Origin of the sequence: Conexibacter sp. S30A1, from assembly GCF_023330665.1 — a bacterium.
Classification (GTDB): Bacteria; Actinomycetota; Thermoleophilia; order Solirubrobacterales; family Solirubrobacteraceae; genus Palsa-465.
Map to the genome: position 1 here is coordinate 3,156,865 of NZ_CP097127.1, position 21,993 is coordinate 3,178,857.

Here is a 21,993-nt window from a genome sequence, read left to right on the forward strand (position 1 = left end):
TGTGCCGGGCCGGCCGTGATGCTGGGTGATTGCCATGATCGCCATGAACTGGCGTGTTGGGTGAGTCGCCGGGGGGAGTTGCACCCCCCGGCGCTTGTTGAGCGACACGCTGGGTGGTGATGGTTGGGCCCTCAAACGCCGTTGAGCGTGGTGATGTGATCGGCTGCTGATCGCGGTCAACGCCAGGATCGTGGTGATGACCGGCTGGGTCGCCGTGTTCGTCCGTAATTTGCGGGCGTGGACCGCTGCCCTGCCGCCAGCGGTGATGCTGCTTATCACCATGCTGGTGGCGGCGTTTGCCGGTACGACCAGCGTCTGATATTGCTTGCAACACGAGTTCCCCCGGGGGTCTCGCGCGAGGGTCGTTGAGAGCCTGGCCCAGCTGAGGAGCGTGGTGTGGTGTGTGCGTGATGGCGATGAGCGCAGAGCAGGCGGTGGAGGCTGATCTGGTGGCTGGGCGTCTGTGCTGCCCGGTTTGTGACGGGCCGCTTGCGCCGTGGGGGTTTGCGCGCGAGCGCACCGTGCGCCTGCTTGATGAGACACGCTTGCTGCGGCCACGGCGAGCGTGCTGTCGGAGCTGTGAGCGGACACACGTGCTGCTGCCGGCCTGGGCGCTCGCCAGGCGGCGTGACGGGACGGGGGTGATCGGCCGGGCGCTTTTGGCCAAAGCCAACGGTCAGGGGCACCGCACGATCGCAGCGGCGCTCGGGCGCCCACCAGGGACGGTGCGTGGCTGGTTGCGGACCTTCACACGCCGCGCCGGGCCGATCACCACGACAGCCCGCCTGTGGGAGCGTGCGCTTGACCCGTCAGCCGACCAGCAGATCGTGTCCGGCCCCCCGCTGGTTGGGGCCGTTGACGCGCTCGGTCGTGCGACCCGGGCATGCCGGTCACGGCTGAAGCTGACAGCGTCAGCGTGGGAGCTTGCTGTGGTGTTGACGGGCCTGTTGCACGGGCCGGGACGCGACCCACCAGGGTTCTGAGACCCCGGGGTGTTGGTGGCCACGCGCGGTGGGTCGCATCGCTCGGACCGCACACGCCCCGCACCCCGAACAACATCCCGCGTCCTGGCGCTACGCCCCTGCCGAGCGATCAACAGCGACAGCGAAGCGGTCACAAACGCGCAACGCACCACCACCCGCCCCCGTGCCCCCTGTTTCTCTTCCTTGCCGCCGTTCCCAGGGCCACAGGAGAACGCTGCAAGGGGCTTTGGTCGTTCGGTCGTTCATGACCCAGATCATCACCCCCGATGACGCGATCATCACCATCCTGAGTGTCCGTCAACACCTGTTCGATCATAAGCAGCCGCTGGTTCACCTGCCGGGCTTTGTCGATCAGCTCTGGGAGGTTAGACAGTCGGGCCTTGACGCTGAGGTCGGCGGGCTTGTTGATCACGGTCTCGACGCGCAGCGCACGACCGCCTTTGAGGTACTGCTTGACACGGGAGTGCTTGTAGCGGAAGTCGATTCGCACGTCGGTGCCATGGGAGACGACCCGGGTGGCGAACCGGTCGGTCTTGCTGCTGGCGCGGCGGGCGAACGCGAGTGAGATCTCTTCGGGGCGGCCGATACCGATGTTGTCGGCGACCAGTGCTTCGAAGAAGCTGCGGGCGTGGCTTGGGGCGTTGAACACGAGCGTGCGCGAGACCTCTGTTTGGCGCATCGAGAGATCCCACCAGTAGCCGGCGGACCGGTCCTGGGAGGTGAGCGGCGTCGGGATGGTGGTGCTCCAGCGATCGAAGAACGCTTGCACGTGCTCGGGTGAGAAGCTGTCGCAGATAGCCTGCAGCCGCTCGGGGTCCTCACAGGCCGCAAACCCGTTTTCAAGCTCGGTGAAGCCGAGCCCCTCGCGCAGTGCCTGGCGCTTGACCCACTCATGCCCGTTGAGCCAGACCTTCCCCGGCCACGGACAGTAGGTGCACAGCTTGATAAACCCGGCCCCGAACTCAGGGTCGAGGATGTAGAAGTAGTAGACCCCGACGCGACGGTCTTCTTTGAAGAACTCGAAGTTCGGTCTGACCCCTGGCTGCTTGCGCCGGTTGCGGCCGGAGAACACCCACTGATACTCCTGACCCTGCACGATCGCGACGACCCCGTAGCGGCCTTCCCGCTCAGCCCTCTCAAGGTGCGGGCGGACGTGATCAAGCTTGCGATCCCCCCAGTCGCCGTGATCGCGCTTGGCGAGCTCGAGGATCGGGATCTCGTGCTCGGCCGCGTAGCGCTTGACCTCGGCACGAAACCGGTTCCCGATCGGCGACAGCAGCGCCGCCGAGGCGATCGGCTTGCCGAGATGACCGCACAGGAACCGCACCACCTGCCCACCAACCTGCAGGTTCGGCAGATAAGCGTTCAGATAAAGCCTGTCCACACACTCGATCTCGAGTGCCACGTGCCCGTCGAGCACGTCGTTGATATTCGCCACGCCAGCCATCCACACAGCATGAACACAAAGGGCGGGCCTTGCCCACCCGACAACGTCACAGCCCTCCACGGGGGGAGGCCGGGAGGGGGGCCCGACCCCCTCCCGTTAGCTAGAAGTCACGAGAGAACATCCGAAGCGTGAGCACTGGCTATGACCAGCTCGTGATGGAGTGCTATGCCGCTGCCACATCAGGCCTCAGCGGTTATGAGGTCGACCTCGATCGCCACGTAGTGGCTGTTGCATACGGGATCCATGAGCAAGAGACTTGTAAAGCGGGATTGAGCAATCTAGATTGATGATGATTCCCAGGGGCGCTCCAACTACTCCAGAGATCGTGGCCAGCGCGTTGGCCGTTGGCGTGAGCCTCCTATCTAGGCGGCTCCGCCAGCCGCCTGCAGCGGGAGAGTTGACGCTGCCACAACGTTCAGCGCTCGCAAAGATCGAGCGCAACGGACCCACGACAGCATCAGCGCTGGCCAAACTCGAACAGATCAGCCCTCAGGCGATGGGCGTCACGGTAGCCTCCCTCGAGTCCGGCGGACTTATCGTTCGCTCGGCCGACCCCAGCGACGGGCGGCGCGTGATGCTGTCAACAACGGCGGCGGGTCGAGCCGCGATCCAGGCGAGAGCGGAGGCGCGCAACGCCCTACTGGCAGAAGCATTGGCCGTCAACTTCTCCTCCGAAGAGCTCGAACGCTTGCTTGCAGCGGCCCCGCTTCTAGAGCGTCTTGCCCAGGTTGTCTGAGATGACCGGGGTCGCAACCGAGCACCGCGTGAAGCACGTCGATGACAACTACAAGTGGGTGGCGCTGGCGAACACCACCGCATCGGTCTTTATGTCCCAGCTAGATGGATCGATCGTGCTCATCGCGATGCCGGCTATCTTCAGGGGCATCGGCCTTGACCCACTGGCGCCAAGCAACATCGGCTACCTCCTCTGGATGGTCATGGGTTACCGTTTGGTCCAGTCCGTGCTCGTCGTCGCAGCCGGACGTCTCGGCGACATCTACGGTCGAGTGAAGCTCTACAACGTCGGTTTCGCGATCTTTACCGTAGCCTCGATCGTCCTTTCCGTTGACCCCTACCGGGGGGCCGACGGAGCGCTTTGGCTGATCGCTTGGCGCGTGCCACAGGCTGCCGGCGGGGCCATCCTTATGGCAAACTCGATCGCGATCCTGACCGACGCGTTCCCCGCCAGCCAGCGTGGCTTCGCGCTCGGTACCAACCAGATCGCCGGACTGGCGGGAATGTTCATCGGTCTCGCTGCCGGCGGGATCCTCGCGGCGATCGACTGGAGACTGATTTTCTGGGTCAACGTTCCGGTTGGGATCTATGGCACTGCCTGGGCGTATTGGAGGTTGCGAGACGTCGCCGAGCGCTCGGGCGGCACGATCGACTGGTGGGGAAACATCACCTTCGCTTTGGGACTGAGCGCGGTACTGATCGCCAGCACGTATGGCATACAGCCGCTCGATGGCAGCACGACGGGCTGGACGAACCCGTGGGTCCTAGCGGGCCTCGTCGGCGGGATCGCACTGCTGATTGCGTTCGGCTTCATCGAGCGAGGCGTTTCAGAGCCTATGGTCCAACTAGGCCTATTCAGGATCCGCGCCTTCGCGGCCGGCAACGTAGCGAACTTCTCGGCATCACTGGCCCGTGGCGGGCTGCAGTTCATGGTTGTGATCTGGCTTCAAGGGATCTGGCTGCCTCTACATGGATACACCTTCTCCCGAACGCCACTCTACGCCGGTCTATACATGCTCCCGTTAGCGTTCGGATTCATGATCGCCGGGCCGACCGCAGGAACCCTGTCCGACCGTTGGGGGTCGCGAGGAATAGCGACTGCCGGCGCTCTTACGCTCGCGCTCAGCTTCGCGGGTCTGATGCTGCTGCCGGTCAACTTCTCGTTCATGGCCTTCGGCTCGCTCCTGCTCCTCGGCGGCGTCGGAACCGGCATGTTCGTGTCACCGAACGCCTCGTGGATCATGGGCAGCGTTCCCGCGTCGCAGCGCGGAGTCGCCTCCGGCACACGGTCGACGTTCCTAAACAGCGCAACCGCGGTCTCAATCGCCGTAGTATTTACGACGCTCGTCGCCGGCGTCGCCGGTAGCCTCCGCCCGACTCTCTACCGCGGGTTAACCCGAGCCGGACTCGCGCATCCACTCGCCCACAGGCTCGCTGGCCTCCCACCAGCTTCATCTCTGTTCGCGGCAGTTCTTGGTGTCAATCCGCTGGAACATCTCCTCCGCGAATACCACGCGCTCGGGCTGTTGACAGCCTCGGCAAGAGCAACCCTCACCAGCCGTACCTACTTCCCGCATCTGATTTCCGCGCCGTTCCACACAGGCCTCGTCGTTGCTCTGAGCACATCCATCGTGCTCTCACTGATCGCGGCAGGCGCGTCATACGTTCGGCTCGGATCTGCCCGAGCAGTCAGCAGGTGAGAGAACCGAGGGATCAACGACCGTGCGGCCGAGAACGGAGAACGCCGGATATCCTGGAGATGAGCGTGGTTTGGGCTGGAGCGACGGTTGTGGTTGCTGTCGGCGAGCACGCCACGCCGGAGGGCCCCCCTGTCCGGACCTAGGGGTGGTCGAGCTGGCCAAGCGGGCGGTTTTGGGGGTGGCTGAATGACGGGGCCGGCTTGACGTGAACTTGCGGGTTCCGTGGCCTGCCCCGGGCAGGCGCTAGCCGGAAGTTTTCGCTGTTGAAACGCGGATCCGCCCGGAGTCGCTGGGTTTGCGCGGTTCCGGGCGGGGTTTTGCTTGGCTACTTGTTGGTGAGGCCGAGCAGTTCGAGCGCCTTGGTTTGCAGATCGGTCGGCTCGGTGTGCTTGATGATCGTGGTGTTGGTGTTGCCGATCCGGATGGTGGTCTGGCAGATTGTGGCGAGGTTTGAGAGCAGGTCGGGGAGGGTGTGCGCGGGATGCTCCTCGGGGCTGGCGGCGCCGGCGTGGCCGGCTTTGATGCTCGCGGCGTGGGAGCGCTGTGCGGGGCGGGTCGGGTCAGCGGGCGCGTGTGGGGCGGGGTCGGTGAACAGCATCGGCGCGAGGCGCTGCTCGAGCTCGAACTGGACATGGCGGGCGAGCATGCAGAGGAACACGTGCGCACGCACACGATCGGCGAGGCGGTGGTGGACCGGGCGGATCTCGAGCGTTGACTTCATCTGCTCAAACGACCGCTCGTTGACTTTGAGCTGCTTGTAGGCGCGCACGACAGCGGGGGCGCTGAGCCGCTTGGCGGGCTGGTCGGTACGCAGTATGTAGATGCCGTCCAGGGCGGCCTCCTGGTCGATCTGTTCCTGGTCGCGGGCGTAGCTGAACTGGCCGTCTGCGATCTTGAGGGTGAAGTGCTTGGCCATCTTCTTCTGGTTGATAACCCGTCCGGCACGCTGGCCGATCTTCCCCGCGTCCGCACCGTGCAGCCGGCCGGTCGGGCTCTGAACCATGTTCTTGACTTTCGCAAGCTCGGTCTCGGTGCCCTCAAGCAGCGCCTGGCGTTTGCGGGCACGCTCAGCCGCGACAGCCGGGTTGCGGCACACGACCAATCGCTCTCCCGGGAACTCCGGTGACTCGATCTCACACAGCCCCATCTCGTCAAGCAGCGAGAGCTGATAGCCCGCTGCGACGGTCAGCTTCTGGATCTGGGTTGCGCGCAACGCGGTCACAAACCCAACCCCGAGCTTCTTTAGCTCGACTGTCCGGGCGTGGGTGATCATCCCGCGATCGCCGATAAACACGACATGCTCGACCCCGAACTGGTGCTTGACACGCAAGACGGCGTCCTTGAGCGTGGCGGGATCGGCGGTGTTGCCCTCAAACACCCGCACCGACACCGGCCGACCCTCGGGTGAGCAGCACAGCCCATAGACGATCTGGTGTTTGCCACGCACACCGTCACGGGAGTAGCCGATCGCCTCAAGCTCGCAGTGACGGCCCTCCAGATAGCTTGAGGACAGGTCATAGAGCACAAACCCGTCCGCCGCCAAGTGCCGGCGCGCGAGCGTGCGCTCAACCCGGTCTTGGCGCTCTGACAGCCAGTCCATCGCCGAGAGCAGCTCCGCCTCTGACACCGTCCCGAGATCAAGCTCTGTGGCGAGCGTCGTCTGGGAAACCAGCCGGGTGAGCGACAGCTTCGACCCCGCCGCGATCAGCCGCTGACAGATCATCGCCACACACAAATCCCGCTCCCGACAGCGCTCGCGTGACAAAAGCCGCTCCAGATCCAGTGAGCGCAACACGCCAAGCACCGCCCGCACATGCCCGTGCGGCAGTGAGCGCTCAACCCGGAAGCGATCCTGCGCAGAGACGAGCGTCTCGCCGGCCAGCGCACGCCGCAACGCCTCAAGCGCGGCAGGTGGCAGATGCGAGACGTTCCCCAGATTCTCGTGCTTGACCTTCCCGCCCTCACGGTAGGAGCGGCGCAGAATGTGCGACTCGTACTCCCGATCCTTGTACCTGGACTTGATCCTGGCTACATGAATAGCTCCCTCAGACCGTCGCGGCATAAGCACAGCCTACCGCTTCATCCAGGCAAAGTCAACAATTCTTTGGCTACATCAACCAGATCAAAGAAACCGGATCGCCCCGCAACAACAGGCGATCCGGCTCAGAACCTACGAAAACTTCCGGCTAGCTGATGGTTTGTGGGCACGCTGACGCGCGGAGGCCTTCCGACTCTCCAACCCGGGCGGCGTCTTTTCTAACGCGCTTGCATTTGTGCTCGACGGCTGGCACCAGCGAGTGACGGTCGCGCCGTCGCGTTGCCACCTGGAGCTTGCGCGAACCGTCTGACGCGGGGGCGTGCGCTTGGCCGTGTGCTGCTGCCTGCACGCTCGCTGTCCCAGAGAATCTTGGTTTCATCCGGCGCATCCAGACTGCCGTTACCGGCCTGGCGGCCGCTAACGGCAGCGTGCACGTAAGGCTCGCACGTGGTATGCTCGATCGCGATTACGAAATCATGTTCGGATATGCGACTAGCCACGACGGGACACTTACTCAGGAGCTCTGACAAGCATGGGTGAAGACAATGCCTCTCAAGCCGTCTCGGCTGCCTTATCGACCGTGGGCATCGTGGGAGCTGGGTTCATGGGGTCCGGCATCGCACAGGCTGCTGCTGCCGCTGGGTTGTCAGTGCGCGTGTACGAGCCGGATGGCAGAGCCCTCGAGCGATCGCGCCGGCGGCTCGAGGAGTCTGGCGAACAGGCGGTTAGACGCGGCCGGGCAAACGCTGATGACATCGATGCTTTGCTCGGAGCGGTTCGGTACACGAGCAACGTCGAGGATCTGCACGACGTCGAGATCGCAATCGAAGCAGCGCCGGAGGACCTACGAATCAAGCAAGGTATTTTCCGCGAGTTGGATGAGTTGCTGCCTCACGCAGCTGTCATCGCCTCAAATACGTCTTCTGTGCCAATCGCGGAGCTAGCCGCCCATACCAAGCGCCCCGACCGAGTGCTTGGACTGCACTTCTTCTCTCCCGTACCTGTGATGCGGTTGGTAGAAGTCGTTGTTGGCTTGGACACGAGCCGCGACGCGGTCTCAGCTGCGGAGGCCTTCGCCCATGCGCTCGGGAAAACGGCCATCCGCACGAAGGACCGGGCCGGCTTCGTCGTAAACATGCTCTTGGTCCCGTATTTGATGGCCGCGGTGCGCATGTATGAGCAGGGCTTCGCGTCGCGCGAGGACATCGATGTGGGCATGCAGCTCGGTTGCGGGCATCCGATGGGACCGCTCACACTCTGTGACTTCATCGGCCTGGACGTCCTGCAGGCCGTCTGCGAGTCACTCGTAGGGGAGTTCAACTCTCCTGAGTACGCCGCGCCGCCGCTGCTGAAGCGCATGGTGGCGTCCGGTCGCCTTGGCCGCAAGAGCGGCGGTGGCTTTTATGAGTACGCCCAAGAGCTAGCGGCGGTCGGGGCTTCGCTATGAGTGCTCGGCCGCCTGCGCAGGGCTACCACATCCCCCAGGAGTTCGAGGACCTTCGCGCGATGGTGCGTCAGATCGCTCAGGAGAGGATCGCGCCGCGTGCCCGCGAGATCGATGAGAAGGCCGAATATCCACGGGACATCAGGGAACTGCTGGCCCATAGCGACATTCTCGGGCTGCCATTTGCCGCGGAGTACGGCGGCACCGGTACGGGCACGCTCATGCTGCAGATCGCGGTCGAGGAGATAGCGAAGGCGGACGCCTCCTGTGCACTGATCCTCATGCTGCAGGAGCTAGGGACACTACCGATCGCACGATTTGGCTCGGATGAGCTCAAGGCGCGGTTCCTGCCCAGGTGCGCGACGGGTGAGTGGACCGCCGCGTTCGCCCTGTCGGAGGCCGAGGCAGGCTCAAATGTCGCGGCGATGCGAACCAGCGCAGTTCAGGACGGTGACGAGTGGGTGATCAACGGTGAGAAGACGTGGATCAGCAATGCCGGCGTCGCCGACTTCTACATCGTGTTCGCCGTCACCGACCGGGACGCCGGTCGAGTGACCGCGTTCGTGGTTGAAGCTGATCGTCCGGGGTTCTCAATCGGTGGCTACGAGCACAAGCTTGGTATCAAGGGCTCACCGACAGGTTCACCAGTCTTGGACAACGTACGTGTGCCCGCCGAGAATGTCGTCGGGGACGTCGGACACGGAATGCGGGTAGCGCTCGGCACGCTTGAGCGAACACGACTCGGTGCTGCCGCGCAGGCCGTCGGCATCGCTCAGGGTGCGACCGACTTCGCCGTGGCATACGCGCAGGAGCGCATCGCATTCGGGAGGCCGATCATCGAAATGCAGGGAATCCAGTTCAAGCTGGCCGATATGCAGACCGGGACCGCGGCGGCCAGAGAGCTGCTTTATCGCGCCTGCACCCTCGCTGACCAAGACCCAGCACCGAAAGACCTAGGCATGTGGACATCGATGGCCAAGGTCTTTGCTTCGGACAACGCCATGAGGGTAACGATTCAAGCTGTACAGGTGCTTGGCGGTTACGGCTACGTCCGTGACTACCCGGTCGAGCGGATGATGCGTGACGCAAAGATCACGCAGATTTATGAGGGTACGAACGAGATCCAGCGCGTGGTGATCGCGAAGCACTTGGCCCGATGACACTCCCGCACCGACCAACCAAGGGACCCAGATGACCAACGTAGTCGTTGCCTCTGCAGCTCGTACAGCTATTGGGTCATACGGCAAGGCGTTGGTCGGCGTACCGCCCTCAGACCTCGGCGCGGTGGCTTCGGGCGCGGCGATCGAACGTGCCGGCGTGAGCCCTGGAGACGTTGATCACGTTGTGTTCGGCAACGTAATCGCCACTGAGCCAGGCGACGTGTACATGGCGCGCGTCGTCGGGATGAAGGCTGGAGTGCCGAAGGAGACGCCCGCGTACACGGTCAACCGGCTGTGCGGGACCGGCGTCCAAGCAATCGTTTCGGGTGCCCAAGCCATCCAGACGGGTGAAGCGACAGTCGTGCTCGCCGGTGGTGCCGAGTCGATGAGCCGTGGCCCCTACTGGATGCCCTCAGCACGATGGGGCGCTCGTATGGGGGAGGTCAACATGGTCGATCCCGTGATCGGTGCGCTGACCGATCCATTCAGCGCCGTGCTGATGGGCGTCACCGCCGAGAACCTGGCGGAGCGTGGAGCGATCTCGCGCGAGCGCCAGGATGAGTTTGCGGTCGAGTCACATCGCCGAGCGACGATTGCCAGAGCCGAAGGCCGCTTTGATCGCCAAATCGTGCCGGTTCGCATTCTGGCGAAGCGCGGTGTCACAGAGTTCTCACGTGACGAGCACATTCGTGAAGATGCGTCGATCGAGTCGCTGGCACGGCTCAAGCCCGTGTTCAAGGAAGCCGGTACCGTGACCGCGGGAAACGCCTCAGGCATGAATGACGCCGGAGCCGCGGTCCTGCTGATGAGCGAAGAGCGCGCGCGCGAACTCGGCGTGAAGCCGCGGGCGCGGATTCTCGGCTACGCGTCCTGCGGTGTTGACCCGGCGATCATGGGTATTGGCCCGGTACCGGCCGTGCGACGCGTGCTCGAGCGCGCCGGACGGTCGCTGGATGAGGTAGACGTGGTCGAGCTGAACGAAGCATTCGCGGCCCAGGCGCTTGCCGTGATCGATGACCTAGGGCTGGATCCTGCGAAGGTCAATCCTAACGGCGGTGCGATCGCGCTCGGTCATCCAATCGCAGCGACCGGAGCAGCGATCACAACCAAGATCCTCTACGACATGGAAGACCGCGATCTCTCGCTCGGGTTGGTCACCCTTTGCATCGGTGGTGGGCAGGGAATCGCCATGCTCCTGGAACGAGACTGAGGCCAGCGAACGGCATGTGCTGCGGGAGCATCGATATCCGCGACGAGGGCAAAGTGTCGGTAGTCACGCTCGACCGGGCGGGAGTGCGTGGCCGTGGCTGACCTGTGCGCGCGAGGGGCTACGGTCAAGGGCCGGGCGATCGCGGTTTCGCGGCAGGCGCGTGAGCGTTACCCGGACCTCTACACGCCCGAGGTGCTGGAGGCGCTTGAGGCGTTGAGCGGTCTTGACGCGCGTCGTGGCGAGTTGATGGCCGCGCGGATGGCGCGTCGGGCCGGGCGTGCGCGTGAGCGGCGGGCGATCGGGTTTCTGCCTGAGGACGGGGTGATCGAGGGGACCGGGATCACGGTGGCGCAGGCACGGGCCGGGGATTTTGTGGGCGCGCGGATCCCGGATGATCTGCGCCGGCAGTGGATCCAGGGCACGGGTCCTGCGACCAGGCCACGGGCGCAGACCGCGCAGGGTTTGCGCAACGTGGCCTACGCGCTTTTGTCGGGTGCTGATGGCTGGATGTTCGATGGCGAGGACGCGCTTGGCCAGGTGCAGACGATGGCGCTTGACGCGCAGCGCAACCTGAAGCTGATGACCGGCGGCGATCGACTGTTTCTGTCGGTGGCCGAGCAGGTCGCAGGGGAGATGAACGCCTGGGCGAAGGGCTTTCTGGGCCGGGAGATCATCGACGATTGGCAAAAGCAGCTGTCGTTCACCACCCGGATCTTCCGGGTGCGTGGGCTGCATCTGGATGACCGTCACCTCGCGCACGCGGACGGGCGTGGGTTCTCAGCGTCGCTCGCCGACCTGGTTTTGTATGTGGTCGGCAACCAGGCGGCGCTGCGCGCGCAGGGGCGTTCGCTGGTGTTGTATCTGCCGAAGATCCAGACCGCCGCGGAGGCCGCCTACTGGGGGCTTTTGCTGGACTCACTCGAGGAGCATCTGGGTTTGGCGGCCGGCTCGATCCTGTGTTATGTGCTTGTCGAGCAGGTCGAGGCGTGCTTTCAGCTGATGGAGATCCGCGCCGCGCTGGGGCGTCACTTCGTCGGCTTCAACACCGGGCGCTGGGACTACATCAACTCGCTCTCTGACGCCTACGCGTGGGATGAGGGGTTTGTGAACCCGAACATCGACCAGGTCACCATGACCTACGGCTACATGCGCGCCTACGAGGACCGGGTGCGCCGGGCGGTGAACACGCCCGACCGCAACGGCAACTTTGCGCTGTGGCAGGGTGGTATGGAGCCGAACATCCCGGTCGGCAGCGCGGCCGGTGTGAAGGCGGCGATGGAGAAGGCGCTTGAGGGTGCCAGGCGCGAGGAGCGTGAGGGCGCCTCAGGCAAGTGGGTTGCGCACTGGAAGATGGTTCACATCGTGCGGCCGGTGTGGGAGCAGGCGGGGCGCGATAACCAGTTGGGGCGCGAGTTTGTGCCGCTCACCTACAGCGCTGAGGATGCGCAGGCGCTCAGGCTTTTGGAGGATGGGCCGCGCACGGTGCGTGGCGCGAGGGACCTGATCAGCGTCGGTCTGCAGTACGGCAACGCGTTTGGTCGCGGCTATCAGGCGGCGGCGCTCAAGCCCGCCGACTTCTTCGGTGACGATGACGTGCTTTATCTGATGGAGGACGCCGCGACCGGCGAGATCCGCCTGTCGGTGCTGTGGGAGTGGCTGCACAAGTCGGCTGCGATGAGCGCCGATGACCCGTCAAGCGGTGTGCGCGCCGGCGAGGTGTTCACGCGTGAGCTGTTTGTGGCGCTGCTTGAGGAGGAGTACCAGAAGCTGCTTTTGGCCAGTGGCCAGGATGTGCACGAGGACTCAAAGCAGACGACGCTGCCGATCGCCCGTGCAATCGTCGCTGCCTACGTGCTCGAGCCGGTCAAGGCGCCCTGGTACATCGACCTGCTCAACCTCACCCTGGACGTACCGGACCTCGCGACCGCCCAGACGCGGATCCGTGACTACCTCGACAGCTTCGCGCGTGATGGCACGCGCATCACCCATAACCCCGACCTTGACACCAACCTTTGAGAGAACCGCGAGATAGGCACACAGATGACCACCTTTGACCAGAACCTCGCCGCAGCCAAGCAGTTCATGGACTCCGAGCGTTTCACCGCCACCACCCGGCTTTACTCGCCACGGCAGGTGGCCGAGCAGCGCGGCACGATCGCCTCAGACCACACGGTTGCGCGCGAGAACGCGCAAGCCTTCTATGAGCGTCTGCGCGAGCTCTTTGCCCAGCGTCTGGCGATCACCACCTTCGGCCCTTACTCGCCGAGCCAGGCGGTGACGATCAAGCGGATGGGGATCGAGGGGATCTACCTCGGTGGCTGGGCGACATCAGCCAAGGGCTCAACCAGCGAGGATCCGGGCGCGGACCTTGCAAGCTACCCGCTCTCGCAGGTGCCAGAGGAGGCGGCGGCGATCGTGCGTGCGCTGCTCACCGCCGACCGCAACCAGACCTACATGCGCTCGCGCATGACCGCCGCCCAGCTCGCGGCAGCGCCCGCGCCGATCGACTACCGGCCGTTCATCATCGCCGACGCCGACACCGGTCACGGCGGCGACGCGCATGTGCGCAACCTGATCAGGCGCTTTGCGGAGGCCGGCGTGACCGGCTATCACATTGAGGATCAGCGTCCCGGAACCAAGAAGTGCGGCCACCAGGGCGGCAAGGTGCTGGTTGGTGTCGACGAGCAGATCAAGCGCCTGAGCGCCGCCCGCTTCCAGCTCGACGTCATGGGTGTGCCCGGGATCATCGTCGCGCGCACCGATGCGGAGGCCGCAAACCTGCTGGACTCAAGCGCCGACGAGCGCGACCACCCGTTCATCCTCGGCGCCACCGCCCGCGGGGTGCCCTCCTACAAGCTCGCGACGCTCGCGCTGATGCGTGTCTTCTACGACTCCGGACACGAGACCTTTGACGGCTTCAGGCTCTATGCGATCAGCGAGCAGGAGTACGCCGCGGCGCAGGCGTGGCTGCGCTCCACCGGCCTGCGCCGCGCCGCCGAGGAGGCCGCGGCCGCCGTCAGCGGTGAGCCGGAGCCGCGTGTGGAAGAGGCTTACGACCGCATCCTCGGGGCGATGGTCGAGCGCTGGGAGGCGGACGCGGGCCTGATGACGATCGGTGAGGCTGCGCTGGCGACTCTGCAGATGCTGGAGGAGGACGGCGCCGATCTGCCAATCAGCCCTGGAAACTGGCGAACTTTTGCAAAGTCCGCATCGTTCTGGGCCGTGCGTCAGAAGGCCCGTGAGCTCGGCATCGGCTTCTACTGGGACGCGGAGCTGGCGCGCACCCCGGAGGGCTTCTACCAGGTCCGTGGCGGGCTCGAGCTTGCGATCAGGCGGTCGCTGGCGGTGGCACCCTACGCCGATCTGGTCTGGATGGAGACCGCCAGCGCCGACATCGGCGAGGCGCGCGAGTTCGCGCAGGCGATCCACGCGCAGTTTCCGCAGCAGATGCTCGCCTACAACCTCTCACCGTCGTTCAACTGGGACTCGACCGGCATGTCGGAGGAGGAGATGCGCGAGTTCCCGAGGCTGCTTGGCGAGTCCGGGTTCGTGTTCAACTTCATCACCTACGGCGGGCACCAGATCGACGGTGTCGCCGCGGAGGAGTTCGCAACCGCGCTGCAGCACGACGGCATGCTCGCGCTCGCCCAGGTGCAGCGACGCCTGCGTCTGTTGGAATCCCCGTACCGCACCCCGCAAACCCATGTCGGCGGGCCACGGCTTGACGCCGCGCTGGCAGCCTGCACGGCGCGCACGGCGACCACCAAGGCGATGGGCAAGGGCTCAACCCAGGTGCAGCACCTCAAGGCCACCGAGCTGCCGAAGAAGGTGCTCGAGGACTGGCTCGCGGCCTGGGCGCAGGCCAACGACCTTGGCACGGCGCCGCAGGTGCGCCTGCGTCCCAGCCGCGAAGGGACCGACGTGCTCGAGCTCGAGGTGCTCGACGGCGAGCACATCAAGCTCGCAAACGTGGTCTTCGCCCCGATCCGCGACCGCAGAGGCGAGACCATCCTCTCGGTCCGGGACCAGAACACATTCGACCAGACGCTGCGCCGCAAGCGCCTGCAGACCCTCACCCACCTCTACCTGCTGCGCCGCTACAACGCCGGCTCGGTGCACTACGTCGCACCCACCGACGACAACGCCGCCCAGTGCGAACGGATGAAGGCGCTCGGCATCTACACGACCGTCTCCCACGAGGTCGGGGCGATCATCGTCGCCCAGGTCAACCGTGACACAGTCGGCCTACTCGCGGCGTCAGACTGCGGTGTATCTGACTTTGTGATAGAGCGGCCGCGTTTTTCAACCCAACGCTGAGTGGAAATGCGGGACCGGTTTTTGCTGGGAAGAGGGTGTGTGCCGGGGCTGTTGGCGTGGCGTTGGCGGGCGTGGTTGAGCTGGCTGGTGCCCACGGGCCTGTGTACGTCCGGGCTGGCTTTGGAGGTGTGCTCGCTCATCGCTGTGGCCTGTTCTTGCGATTCTGCTTGATCCGTTCTTCACGTGCACGTCTGAGGCCTGCGGCGCGGGCGCGGCGGATGCCGGGCCCGCGGCCTGAGTGCTCGTCATCGGGGGTGACATACCCGATCGAGGCGTGCAACCTGATCTTGTTGTACTCCTCACGGGCTCGGGCAAGCTCGCTGTCAAGCACAGCGGGGTCGCTGATCGCTTCAAGCAGCGGCCGTTCGCCCTTGAGGTGGCTGAAGAAGCTCTCGATGTGCGCCTGGTCTGTGGGTGTGCCGGGCCGGCCGTGATGCTGGGTGATTGCCATGATCGCCATGAACTGGCGGGTGTCGATCGCGGTCATCTCGGTCCCGTTATCTGACCAAGCGATCAGGATCGGCAGCCCGCCATCCTCGACGCTGGGGGCAAGCCCGTCGGCGTCCAACAGGTCCTGATCCTCGAGCGCCTGGGCGAACAGCAACTGCGCCTGGGTTGAGGTCTGCTCACTGGTCAAGAGGTAGCCGATCCAGTAGCGGGTCACGACATCAACGATCGCGTAAGCAACCCGCTTGGCACGCGTGAAGTGGGTCGCGTCCCAGATCCAAATCCGGTTTTTCTCCCATGGAATCTGGGGAAACGGCATCGCAACGGGCCTCGGCCGGAACGGCTCACCCGGCAACCTGACCTGGTGTTTGAGCGCCACACGCAACACCGTGGACGGGCTCACGAACACCGTCCCGGTATAGCTGCCACGGTGTGCGATCTTGCGGTGCGAGCGGTCAACCGGCCCCCAGGTCTCGATCAGATCAAGGATCGCCTGCTCCTCCCACTCAAGGATGCTGTGGACCGCGCCACCACCCGGATCACCATCCTCAAGGCTCCCGGTCGCCCTGAGTCGCTGACGCCAGCGATGCGCCCTGACATCGGCGAGATCCAGCACCCGGCACGCCCGGGCGTGCGACCACCCCTGCCCGACAGCATCATCGATCAGGCCCAGAAGCTCGAGCTTGACCCCCGCGCTCACCCGCGCGGGGACCGGGCCGAAAAGCTCGAGCGCTGCCTTCCCCGGTGGAGTGTGAGCTCCACCGCCAACTCTTTCAACGCCTCCGAGAGACGATCGTTCTCCGCCCGCAACAACTCCACCTCCACCTGCTCCGGTGAAGCTGCCCGACCCGGCTTCGCCGACGCAAACGCCGCCAACGCCGCATCCTTCGCAAGCGCTCGCAACCGGATGATCACCGACACATCCACCCCATACTTCCGGGCCGCGTCCGCCTGCGAGATCTCCTGGGAGGTGACCTCCAAAAAGATCTCCCACTTCTCCTCCGGCGACAGTTGCCGGCGAGCTTTGCGCTTGCCGTTCTCCATCATCTGGACCTCCTGGATCAAGGCCCCCAAAGCTACCCAGCTTAAGGTTGAAAAACGACCCGACCTCTATCACGAAGTCAGACGCAAAACAAGACGGCGGCGCGGCCACTAGACTTATCCGTAAGGAGAACGGCACACCATGATAGCCATAAGCCCCACGTCCGTGTGGCTCTGGCCGGGCTTCAACGTTGCGCGGTGCCTTGCACCAAAGGCGGCAAGTGGCAAGTTGGCTCATCAGCGGGCACGCGAAGAACGTTCGCTTTAGGTTTCCCGCGGCTGTGTTCCGCGGGTTGTGCTAGAACACGGGGAAGCGCGGCAAGACTCGTTGGATCGGTTTCGACTGGCCTGCGCGGATGCCCTGTGGGCTGTTGCGGGCGAGCCGCACCGCGGATCCTGGCGAGTCGGATGCCGTGAGCGACAGTTGGCGGAACGCTCAGGAGGCCTGCTCGTGTTCCCCGCCAGCGGGTAGTTGTTGTGCGAGGGCGACGGTAAAGCGTGCGGCCTGTTCGGTCGCTGGCCGTGCGTGTAGGTAGCGTTCGGTGGTGGTAATTCGTGAGTGGCCCATCGCGGCTTTGACGCTCTGCAGGTCGATGCCGCCAGCGACTAGCAGTGATCCGTAGGTGTGGCGTAGGTCGTGGAAACGCAGTGGTTGGAGGCCGGCTGCGTCGCGGGCGCGTTCGTATCGCCGCCGAAGCGCGGTTGGGTCCAGGCGACGGCCGAGTCGGTTGGGGAACACGTACTGGTCCGGGGCGGTGAACTCGGGGCGTTGGCGGAGTCGCTCCAGCGCGGCCGCCGCCTGGTCTGGAAGCGGTACTTCGCGCACGCGGCGGCTCTTCGTTGAGCTTGACTCAACGGCACCGGAGAGTGTGCGTCTGACAGTCAGCTTGTGGGCGCTGAAGTCGACATCGCGCCAGCGCAGCGCGATCAGTTCACCGCGGCGCAGGCCGGTGTAGGCGGCCACACGGATCAGCTCCGCGTCGCGGGCGTCATCGCGCGCTCGGGCGGTGCGCTCGGGCTCGTCGACCTTGGGCGAGTTTGGGTCGCGGTGCGCGCCGGCGGCCAGTGCCCGCGCGAGCGCCTCGACCTGTTCAGGGCTGTAGAAGGCGACCGGCCCGTACTCGGGTTCGCGGCGGCGGTCGGCAAACCTTGCCGGATTGGAGGACAGACCGTATGTGCTTGGTCGCATGCCATAGTTGAAGATCGCGCAGATCAGCTGGCGATGCACGTTCACGGTCCGCGGCGCGACCTGCACAGTGACCGCAACTTTCCTGCCAGTCTCGTCGGTGACCAAGCGCTTGCGTGGTCCGGCGACCGTGCGCAGCAGGCTTTCGATGTCACGTGTGCTGATCGTTCGTACCGGCATGTCGCCGAGCGCGGCCATGATCGCTCCCTCCGCTTTGCCGCCGCCGCGGCGATGAGGTGTCCCCGGCTCGGCGAGCAGGTAGCGATGCCCCGCGAGCGTGGAGGGTTTCGCGTCCTTGACTTCCGCCAACCACGCCAGGTATTCCGCGGCCAGTTCCCGAAAAGTGATCCCTTCTCGCCGGCGGGTGTCGGCATCCAGCTCAAGGCGTGTTTGTTGCGCGTCATGCTGGCGCATCAGGGCGAGCATCCTCTCGCCTGCCTGAGCTTCGCTCAGCGCACCGTCGACTGGTCGCCCGCGCCGTGGCTTGAAGCTGCCGTGCCCGTCGAGAGTAACCCAGGCGCGCCCGAGCGCGCGGATCACCGGCTTGCCTGACCGATACCACTTGCCATACCAGAAAAGTCCGGTGGCGCGCTGACGCACAAACGGTCTTGCCGTAGATCGCACTTTATGGTCGTCGATGGTCTCTCGCATGGGGGCATAGACTACCGCACGGACCGGTCGAGCGGGCAACCAGGAAACCCGGGCAACTACGACTACGGGCAGCCACCACAGGCAACCAAGCTACCGCATAAAGCCACTATGAGCAGCGCTCATCGGATGCAGGTGCAACTCATTTGCTGAGGTTAGAAACTGGCTTCCTAACTGTCACGCCGGAGGTCGCGGGTTCGAGTCCCGTCGCTCCCGTTCAAGAACCGCCTGCACAGGCGGTTCTTTTTGTTGTACTTGGACGTTCCGTAGGGTCACTTGAGGGCGTGGGTACCAGCTGTGGGTACCAAACGCAGCCCGGCCTGTCTCATCGGACGGACGGTGGGGCCAACTCGGACCGCCGGTCTCACTTGCGGTGTAGTGGAGCCCGGTCGCGAGCCTGTTATGGCGGGCACGGGCCAACTGGGCTGCGGCAATGGAGTCGGCGACGGTGGAGTCGTGGCCGGAGTCGTTGAGTGGCTGCATGTGACGGGTGCCCAGGAACATGAACGGCGGAGTGCGCGAGAAACGAGATTGCTACCGATCGGAGTGCCGCGGTGAACTTCGGGCTTAGCTGCGGGGCGGACACGGTCCCCGTCCGCGATGGCCCGATCGGCAACGCCCGGGCTCGCCGCTGGCATTGAGCGCGACGCGTGCAAGCGAATTGCCTGAGCCAAGCGCTCATGGTCCTCATCCATCACGGTCGCCAATCCGAGCTCACGCTGGCCCTTGCGCAAGTGCTCGCGCATCGTCGAGGATCCACGGGCAGCCCCTTCTCCTTCCGCCAGCCGCTCAGCTACCCGTCGCGCTGTTTACTGCTGCTCATGCGGCGTGTAGCAGCGCCTCCCCCGTCGCGGGAGGCGTGACGTGTGCGCACCGCGCGCCACCGCCCACTGGCCTCGGCTGGCCTGAGCACCGGGCGCAAGTTTTGGCTGCGGTGTCTAAAGACGCCACATGCCTCCCATGAGCAGACAACCACCCACCTCTGTGACAGCGATGGCGGCTCCCAACGTGTCGCCGGTCGAGCCATCGAGCGCTCGACGTGCCAAGAGCCCCATCAACAGCGCGATCGTCACGCAGGCGGCGAGGCTGACTGCGCCGCGGGCAGGCCCGAGCGTTGCGAGCGCGATCACTGCCGCTAGAAGCAGCGCCGCGCCTGTCGTGCTCCCGTTGGCACTCAGCTTGCTGCCGAGGCCCCCGCTACCGCTGGATGGCGCCACCAAACGTTGAAGTGGTGCAGCTACCCGCCCGGCTGTTGCGGCGGCGACCAAGGTCAGGAGTGCGCGCCCCGCGTCGAGTTGGTCGAGCGAGGTGTACAGCAGCAGCGCCCAGAGGATCAGCGCCAGCGCGCCGAAGGCGCCAATACGTGGATCGCGTATCGCCTCCAACCGGCGTTCGGCGTCGCCACGGACGCCGAGGCCGTCGGCCAGATCGGCGAGAGCATCCTGGTGCAGCCCGCCTGTGACAGCGACGAGACCCAGGATGGCGATTGCCGTGCTCGGGCCACGACCAACCAAGGGATCGAACGCGACGCGAAGACCGCCGGCCAGACCGCCGATCAGTGCTCCCACAACCGGGAACCACGGCACCGCAGCGCGCAGGTTGAAGTCATCGCGCTGCGCGGCACCGTGCGGCAGCGGCAAGATGGTGAGAAAGCTGAAGGCGTCAATGAACCCACCGGCGACTGACCGCCAGGGACGGTCCCTGCGAGAGGCCGTCTCAGTGTGGGCGGCCAACTCCGGCCTCCTCAAAGGTGCCCATGTGCGCGTACAGGGCCCCGGCCGCCTCGATCAGGGGAAGGACGAGCATCGCTCCCGACGCCTCTCCCAGCCGGAGCCGGAGATCCAACAACGGTTCCAGCCCGAGTTCCTGAAGCACCAGGTGGTGTCCCGGCTCGACCGAGCGGTGGCTGGCGATCAGCACCTCCGCCGACAGGGCATCAAGGTGTTTTGCCAGCACAGCGGCCACGCCGACCGCGTAACCGTCGAGGATGACCGGCAGCCGGCGTCGGCGTGCCGCGCAGATCGCGCCTGCCAGGGCGGCGAACTCGAGACCGCCGACGGCTGCCAGCGCCTCATGCGCGTGCAAGCGACTGCCGTGGAGCTCCAGCGCCGCAGCGATGACGGAGCGCTTGCGTTCAAGGCCTGCCGCATCCAGTCCGGTTCCGCGACCGACCGTCGTCTCTGGTGAGGCGCCGAGCATGGTGCACGCGAGTGCCGCCGCTGTGGTTGTGTTCCCGATTCCGATTTCACCCAGCACGAGACAGTCGATGCGGGCGTCCGCCAGCTCGTTGGCCAGACGGGCTCCAGTGGCGAGCGCAGAATCGATTTGCGCATCGGTGAGCGCGCGCCCGCGGGTCATGTCAGCGGAGCCGCTGGCGACCTTCATGTCGCGGACTCCTGCTGGTGTGGGGCCGGCCAGGCCGACGTCGACAACCACGAGTTGGTGCTCCCCGCGGCTGGAAAGCACGCCGACGGCCGTTTCTCGGCGAGCGGCAGCGGCGGCGACCTGGCTGGAGACTGCACTGTCAAACAGGCTCGTGTTGTGATTGACGTGGCCGTGGTCGGCCGCGCAGATCAGGACTCCGGCTCTGATGGCTTCCGGCGGGGCGGCGCCCGTGATTTGAGCCCAACGCTCGATCAGCAGCTCGAGCGTCCCAAGGCTACCCGCGGGCTTGACCAACTGGTCGAGCCGGTCCCGTGCGGCGGTCGCTGCGGCTCGATCAACCCCGGCGCTGTCGCTGTGGTTCGGATTCAGGTGCGCGTCCCAGCGCTCCTGCATCACCACGGTTTCGAGCGGCAGCCGTTTGGACCACCCGACGGTCTCGAGTGTCGGTCGCACGGGGCGCTCGTCAGGCCAGCCGAGGCACAGGTAGGCCACCGGTTCGACCCGATCGGGAAGCCCAAGTAGCTCTGCGAGTTCTGCGGGCTTATAGAAGCTGACCCAACCGACCCCGACGCCTTCGGCGCGCGCGGCGAGCCAGAGATTCTGGATTGCACACGCCGTGCTGTAGATGTCGGTCTCCGGAATCGTTCCGCGTCCAAGGATCTCAGCCTCGGGGTCGCCATGGTCGCAACAGACGCACACCCCGACCGGCGCTTCGACGACGCCCTCGAGCTTCTGGTCCAGGAAGTGGCTCGCACGCCCATCGAAGCGGTCGGCCTGGCGCAGCCGCTCGCGCTGTGCCAGGCCGCGGATCGCGACCCGTGTATCCGCCGAGCGCACGACGATGAAGCGCCACGGCTGCATCAACCCGACCGACGGCGCCTGGTGGGCTGCCGACAGGATCCGGCGCAGCAGTTCATCATCGAGCGGGTCGGGTCGGAAGCGCCGCACGTCCCGACGCTCGGCGATCACGTCGTAGACCGCATGAAGCCGCTCCTGGTCGTAGCGCCATCCCTGCGGATCGGCGGCACGCTCGGCCGCGCGCGACGAATCAAAACCAGTCGGAGTGCTGGGACGAACGAATCCAGTCATGGACACAACACTGTGCCACGTCGCCCCAGTTCGCTTCCGCAGGAAAGCTGCTGTAGGATCCGCTCCATCCTACGTGGCGGCGCGAGGAACCCGGTGCGAGTCCGGGACGGTCGCGCCACTGTGACCGGGGCGACAGCTCCGGGAGCCAGAACTTCCGCCGCCA

The 21,993-nt window shown here is 65.4% G+C and carries 16 protein-coding genes and 1 riboswitch; of the genes, 9 read left to right on the forward strand and 7 right to left on the reverse strand.

Annotation, left to right across the window (positions count from 1 at the left end):
• The first annotated feature begins 196 nt into the window (after positions 1-196).
• Positions 197-319, forward strand: coding sequence for a hypothetical protein (locus M3M54_RS16765; RefSeq protein ID WP_256465790.1), 123 nt, complete (start codon positions 197-199; stop codon positions 317-319).
• Between the two features lie 97 nt (positions 320-416).
• Positions 417-983, forward strand: a complete 567-nt coding sequence (locus M3M54_RS15125) for a helix-turn-helix domain-containing protein (protein ID WP_249019855.1) — start codon at positions 417-419, stop codon at positions 981-983.
• Between the two features lie 130 nt (positions 984-1,113).
• Here M3M54_RS15125 and M3M54_RS15130 read toward each other — a convergent pair whose 3' ends face one another.
• On the reverse strand, positions 1,114-2,430 hold the full coding sequence (locus M3M54_RS15130; RefSeq protein ID WP_249019856.1) for a hypothetical protein: 1,317 nt from the start codon (positions 2,428-2,430) through the stop codon (positions 1,114-1,116).
• A 289-nt stretch (positions 2,431-2,719) separates the two neighbouring features.
• On the opposite strand from M3M54_RS15130, the gene M3M54_RS15135 reads away from it, so the two are divergent.
• Positions 2,720-3,166, forward strand: a complete 447-nt coding sequence (locus tag M3M54_RS15135; protein ID WP_249021789.1) for a MarR family winged helix-turn-helix transcriptional regulator — start codon at positions 2,720-2,722, stop codon at positions 3,164-3,166.
• Position 3,167: 1 nt separating this feature from the next.
• Positions 3,168-4,865, forward strand: coding sequence for an MFS transporter (locus M3M54_RS15140; protein ID WP_371878602.1), 1,698 nt, complete (start codon positions 3,168-3,170; stop codon positions 4,863-4,865).
• A 325-nt stretch (positions 4,866-5,190) separates the two neighbouring features.
• Here the strand turns inward: M3M54_RS15140 and M3M54_RS15145 are convergent, their stop codons facing one another.
• Positions 5,191-6,927, reverse strand: coding sequence for an IS1634 family transposase (locus tag M3M54_RS15145; RefSeq protein WP_249019858.1), 1,737 nt, complete (start codon positions 6,925-6,927; stop codon positions 5,191-5,193).
• 508 nt (positions 6,928-7,435) lie between these two features.
• On the opposite strand from M3M54_RS15145, the gene M3M54_RS15150 reads away from it, so the two are divergent.
• The 5 genes from M3M54_RS15150 (at position 7,436) to aceA (ending at position 15,034) form a co-directional block, all read left to right on the forward strand.
• Positions 7,436-8,350, forward strand: coding sequence for a 3-hydroxybutyryl-CoA dehydrogenase (locus tag M3M54_RS15150; protein WP_249019859.1), 915 nt, complete (start codon positions 7,436-7,438; stop codon positions 8,348-8,350).
• Positions 8,347-9,507 carry an acyl-CoA dehydrogenase family protein gene (locus tag M3M54_RS15155; RefSeq protein ID WP_256465791.1) on the forward strand — a complete coding sequence of 387 codons (1,161 nt, stop codon included), beginning with the start codon at positions 8,347-8,349 and terminating at the stop codon, positions 9,505-9,507. Before M3M54_RS15150 ends, M3M54_RS15155 begins: the two co-directional genes overlap by 4 nt.
• A 31-nt stretch (positions 9,508-9,538) precedes the next feature.
• The gene (bktB, locus tag M3M54_RS15160) at positions 9,539-10,717 is read left to right on the forward strand and encodes a beta-ketothiolase BktB (protein WP_249019861.1); all 1,179 of its coding nucleotides are present in this window, start codon (positions 9,539-9,541) and stop codon (positions 10,715-10,717) included.
• 93 nt (positions 10,718-10,810) lie between these two features.
• Positions 10,811-12,733, forward strand: coding sequence for a hypothetical protein (locus M3M54_RS15165; RefSeq protein ID WP_249019862.1), 1,923 nt, complete (start codon positions 10,811-10,813; stop codon positions 12,731-12,733).
• 24 nt (positions 12,734-12,757) lie between these two features.
• Positions 12,758-15,034: an isocitrate lyase ICL2 gene (aceA, locus tag M3M54_RS15170; protein ID WP_305883088.1), complete on the forward strand. Its 2,277-nt coding sequence runs from the start codon at positions 12,758-12,760 to the stop codon at positions 15,032-15,034.
• 136 nt (positions 15,035-15,170) lie between these two features.
• On the opposite strand, the gene M3M54_RS15175 is transcribed toward aceA, so the two are convergent.
• The 5 genes from M3M54_RS15175 to cobT all read right to left on the reverse strand — a co-directional run bounded on the left by M3M54_RS15175 (position 15,171) and on the right by cobT (position 21,830).
• The gene (locus M3M54_RS15175) at positions 15,171-16,181 is read right to left on the reverse strand and encodes an integrase core domain-containing protein (protein WP_249019733.1); all 1,011 of its coding nucleotides are present in this window, start codon (positions 16,179-16,181) and stop codon (positions 15,171-15,173) included.
• Positions 16,178-16,555: a transposase gene (locus M3M54_RS15180; protein ID WP_249019734.1), complete on the reverse strand. Its 378-nt coding sequence runs from the start codon at positions 16,553-16,555 to the stop codon at positions 16,178-16,180. Before M3M54_RS15180 ends, M3M54_RS15175 begins: the two co-directional genes overlap by 4 nt.
• 403 nt (positions 16,556-16,958) lie before the next feature.
• Entirely contained in the window at positions 16,959-18,359 is a 1,401-nt protein-coding gene (locus M3M54_RS15185; protein ID WP_249019863.1) for a site-specific integrase, read from the reverse strand.
• Positions 18,360-19,294: 935 nt separating this feature from the next.
• Entirely contained in the window at positions 19,295-20,089 is a 795-nt protein-coding gene (cobS, locus tag M3M54_RS15190) for an adenosylcobinamide-GDP ribazoletransferase (protein ID WP_249019864.1), read from the reverse strand.
• Positions 20,073-21,830 carry a nicotinate-nucleotide--dimethylbenzimidazole phosphoribosyltransferase gene (gene cobT, locus M3M54_RS15195; protein ID WP_249019865.1) on the reverse strand — a complete coding sequence of 586 codons (1,758 nt, stop codon included), beginning with the start codon at positions 21,828-21,830 and terminating at the stop codon, positions 20,073-20,075. The genes cobS and cobT overlap by 17 nt, the downstream gene beginning before the upstream one ends.
• Before the next feature lie 85 nt (positions 21,831-21,915).
• A riboswitch (cobalamin riboswitch) is annotated at positions 21,916-21,982 on the forward strand.
• Positions 21,983-21,993 lie beyond the last annotated feature (11 nt).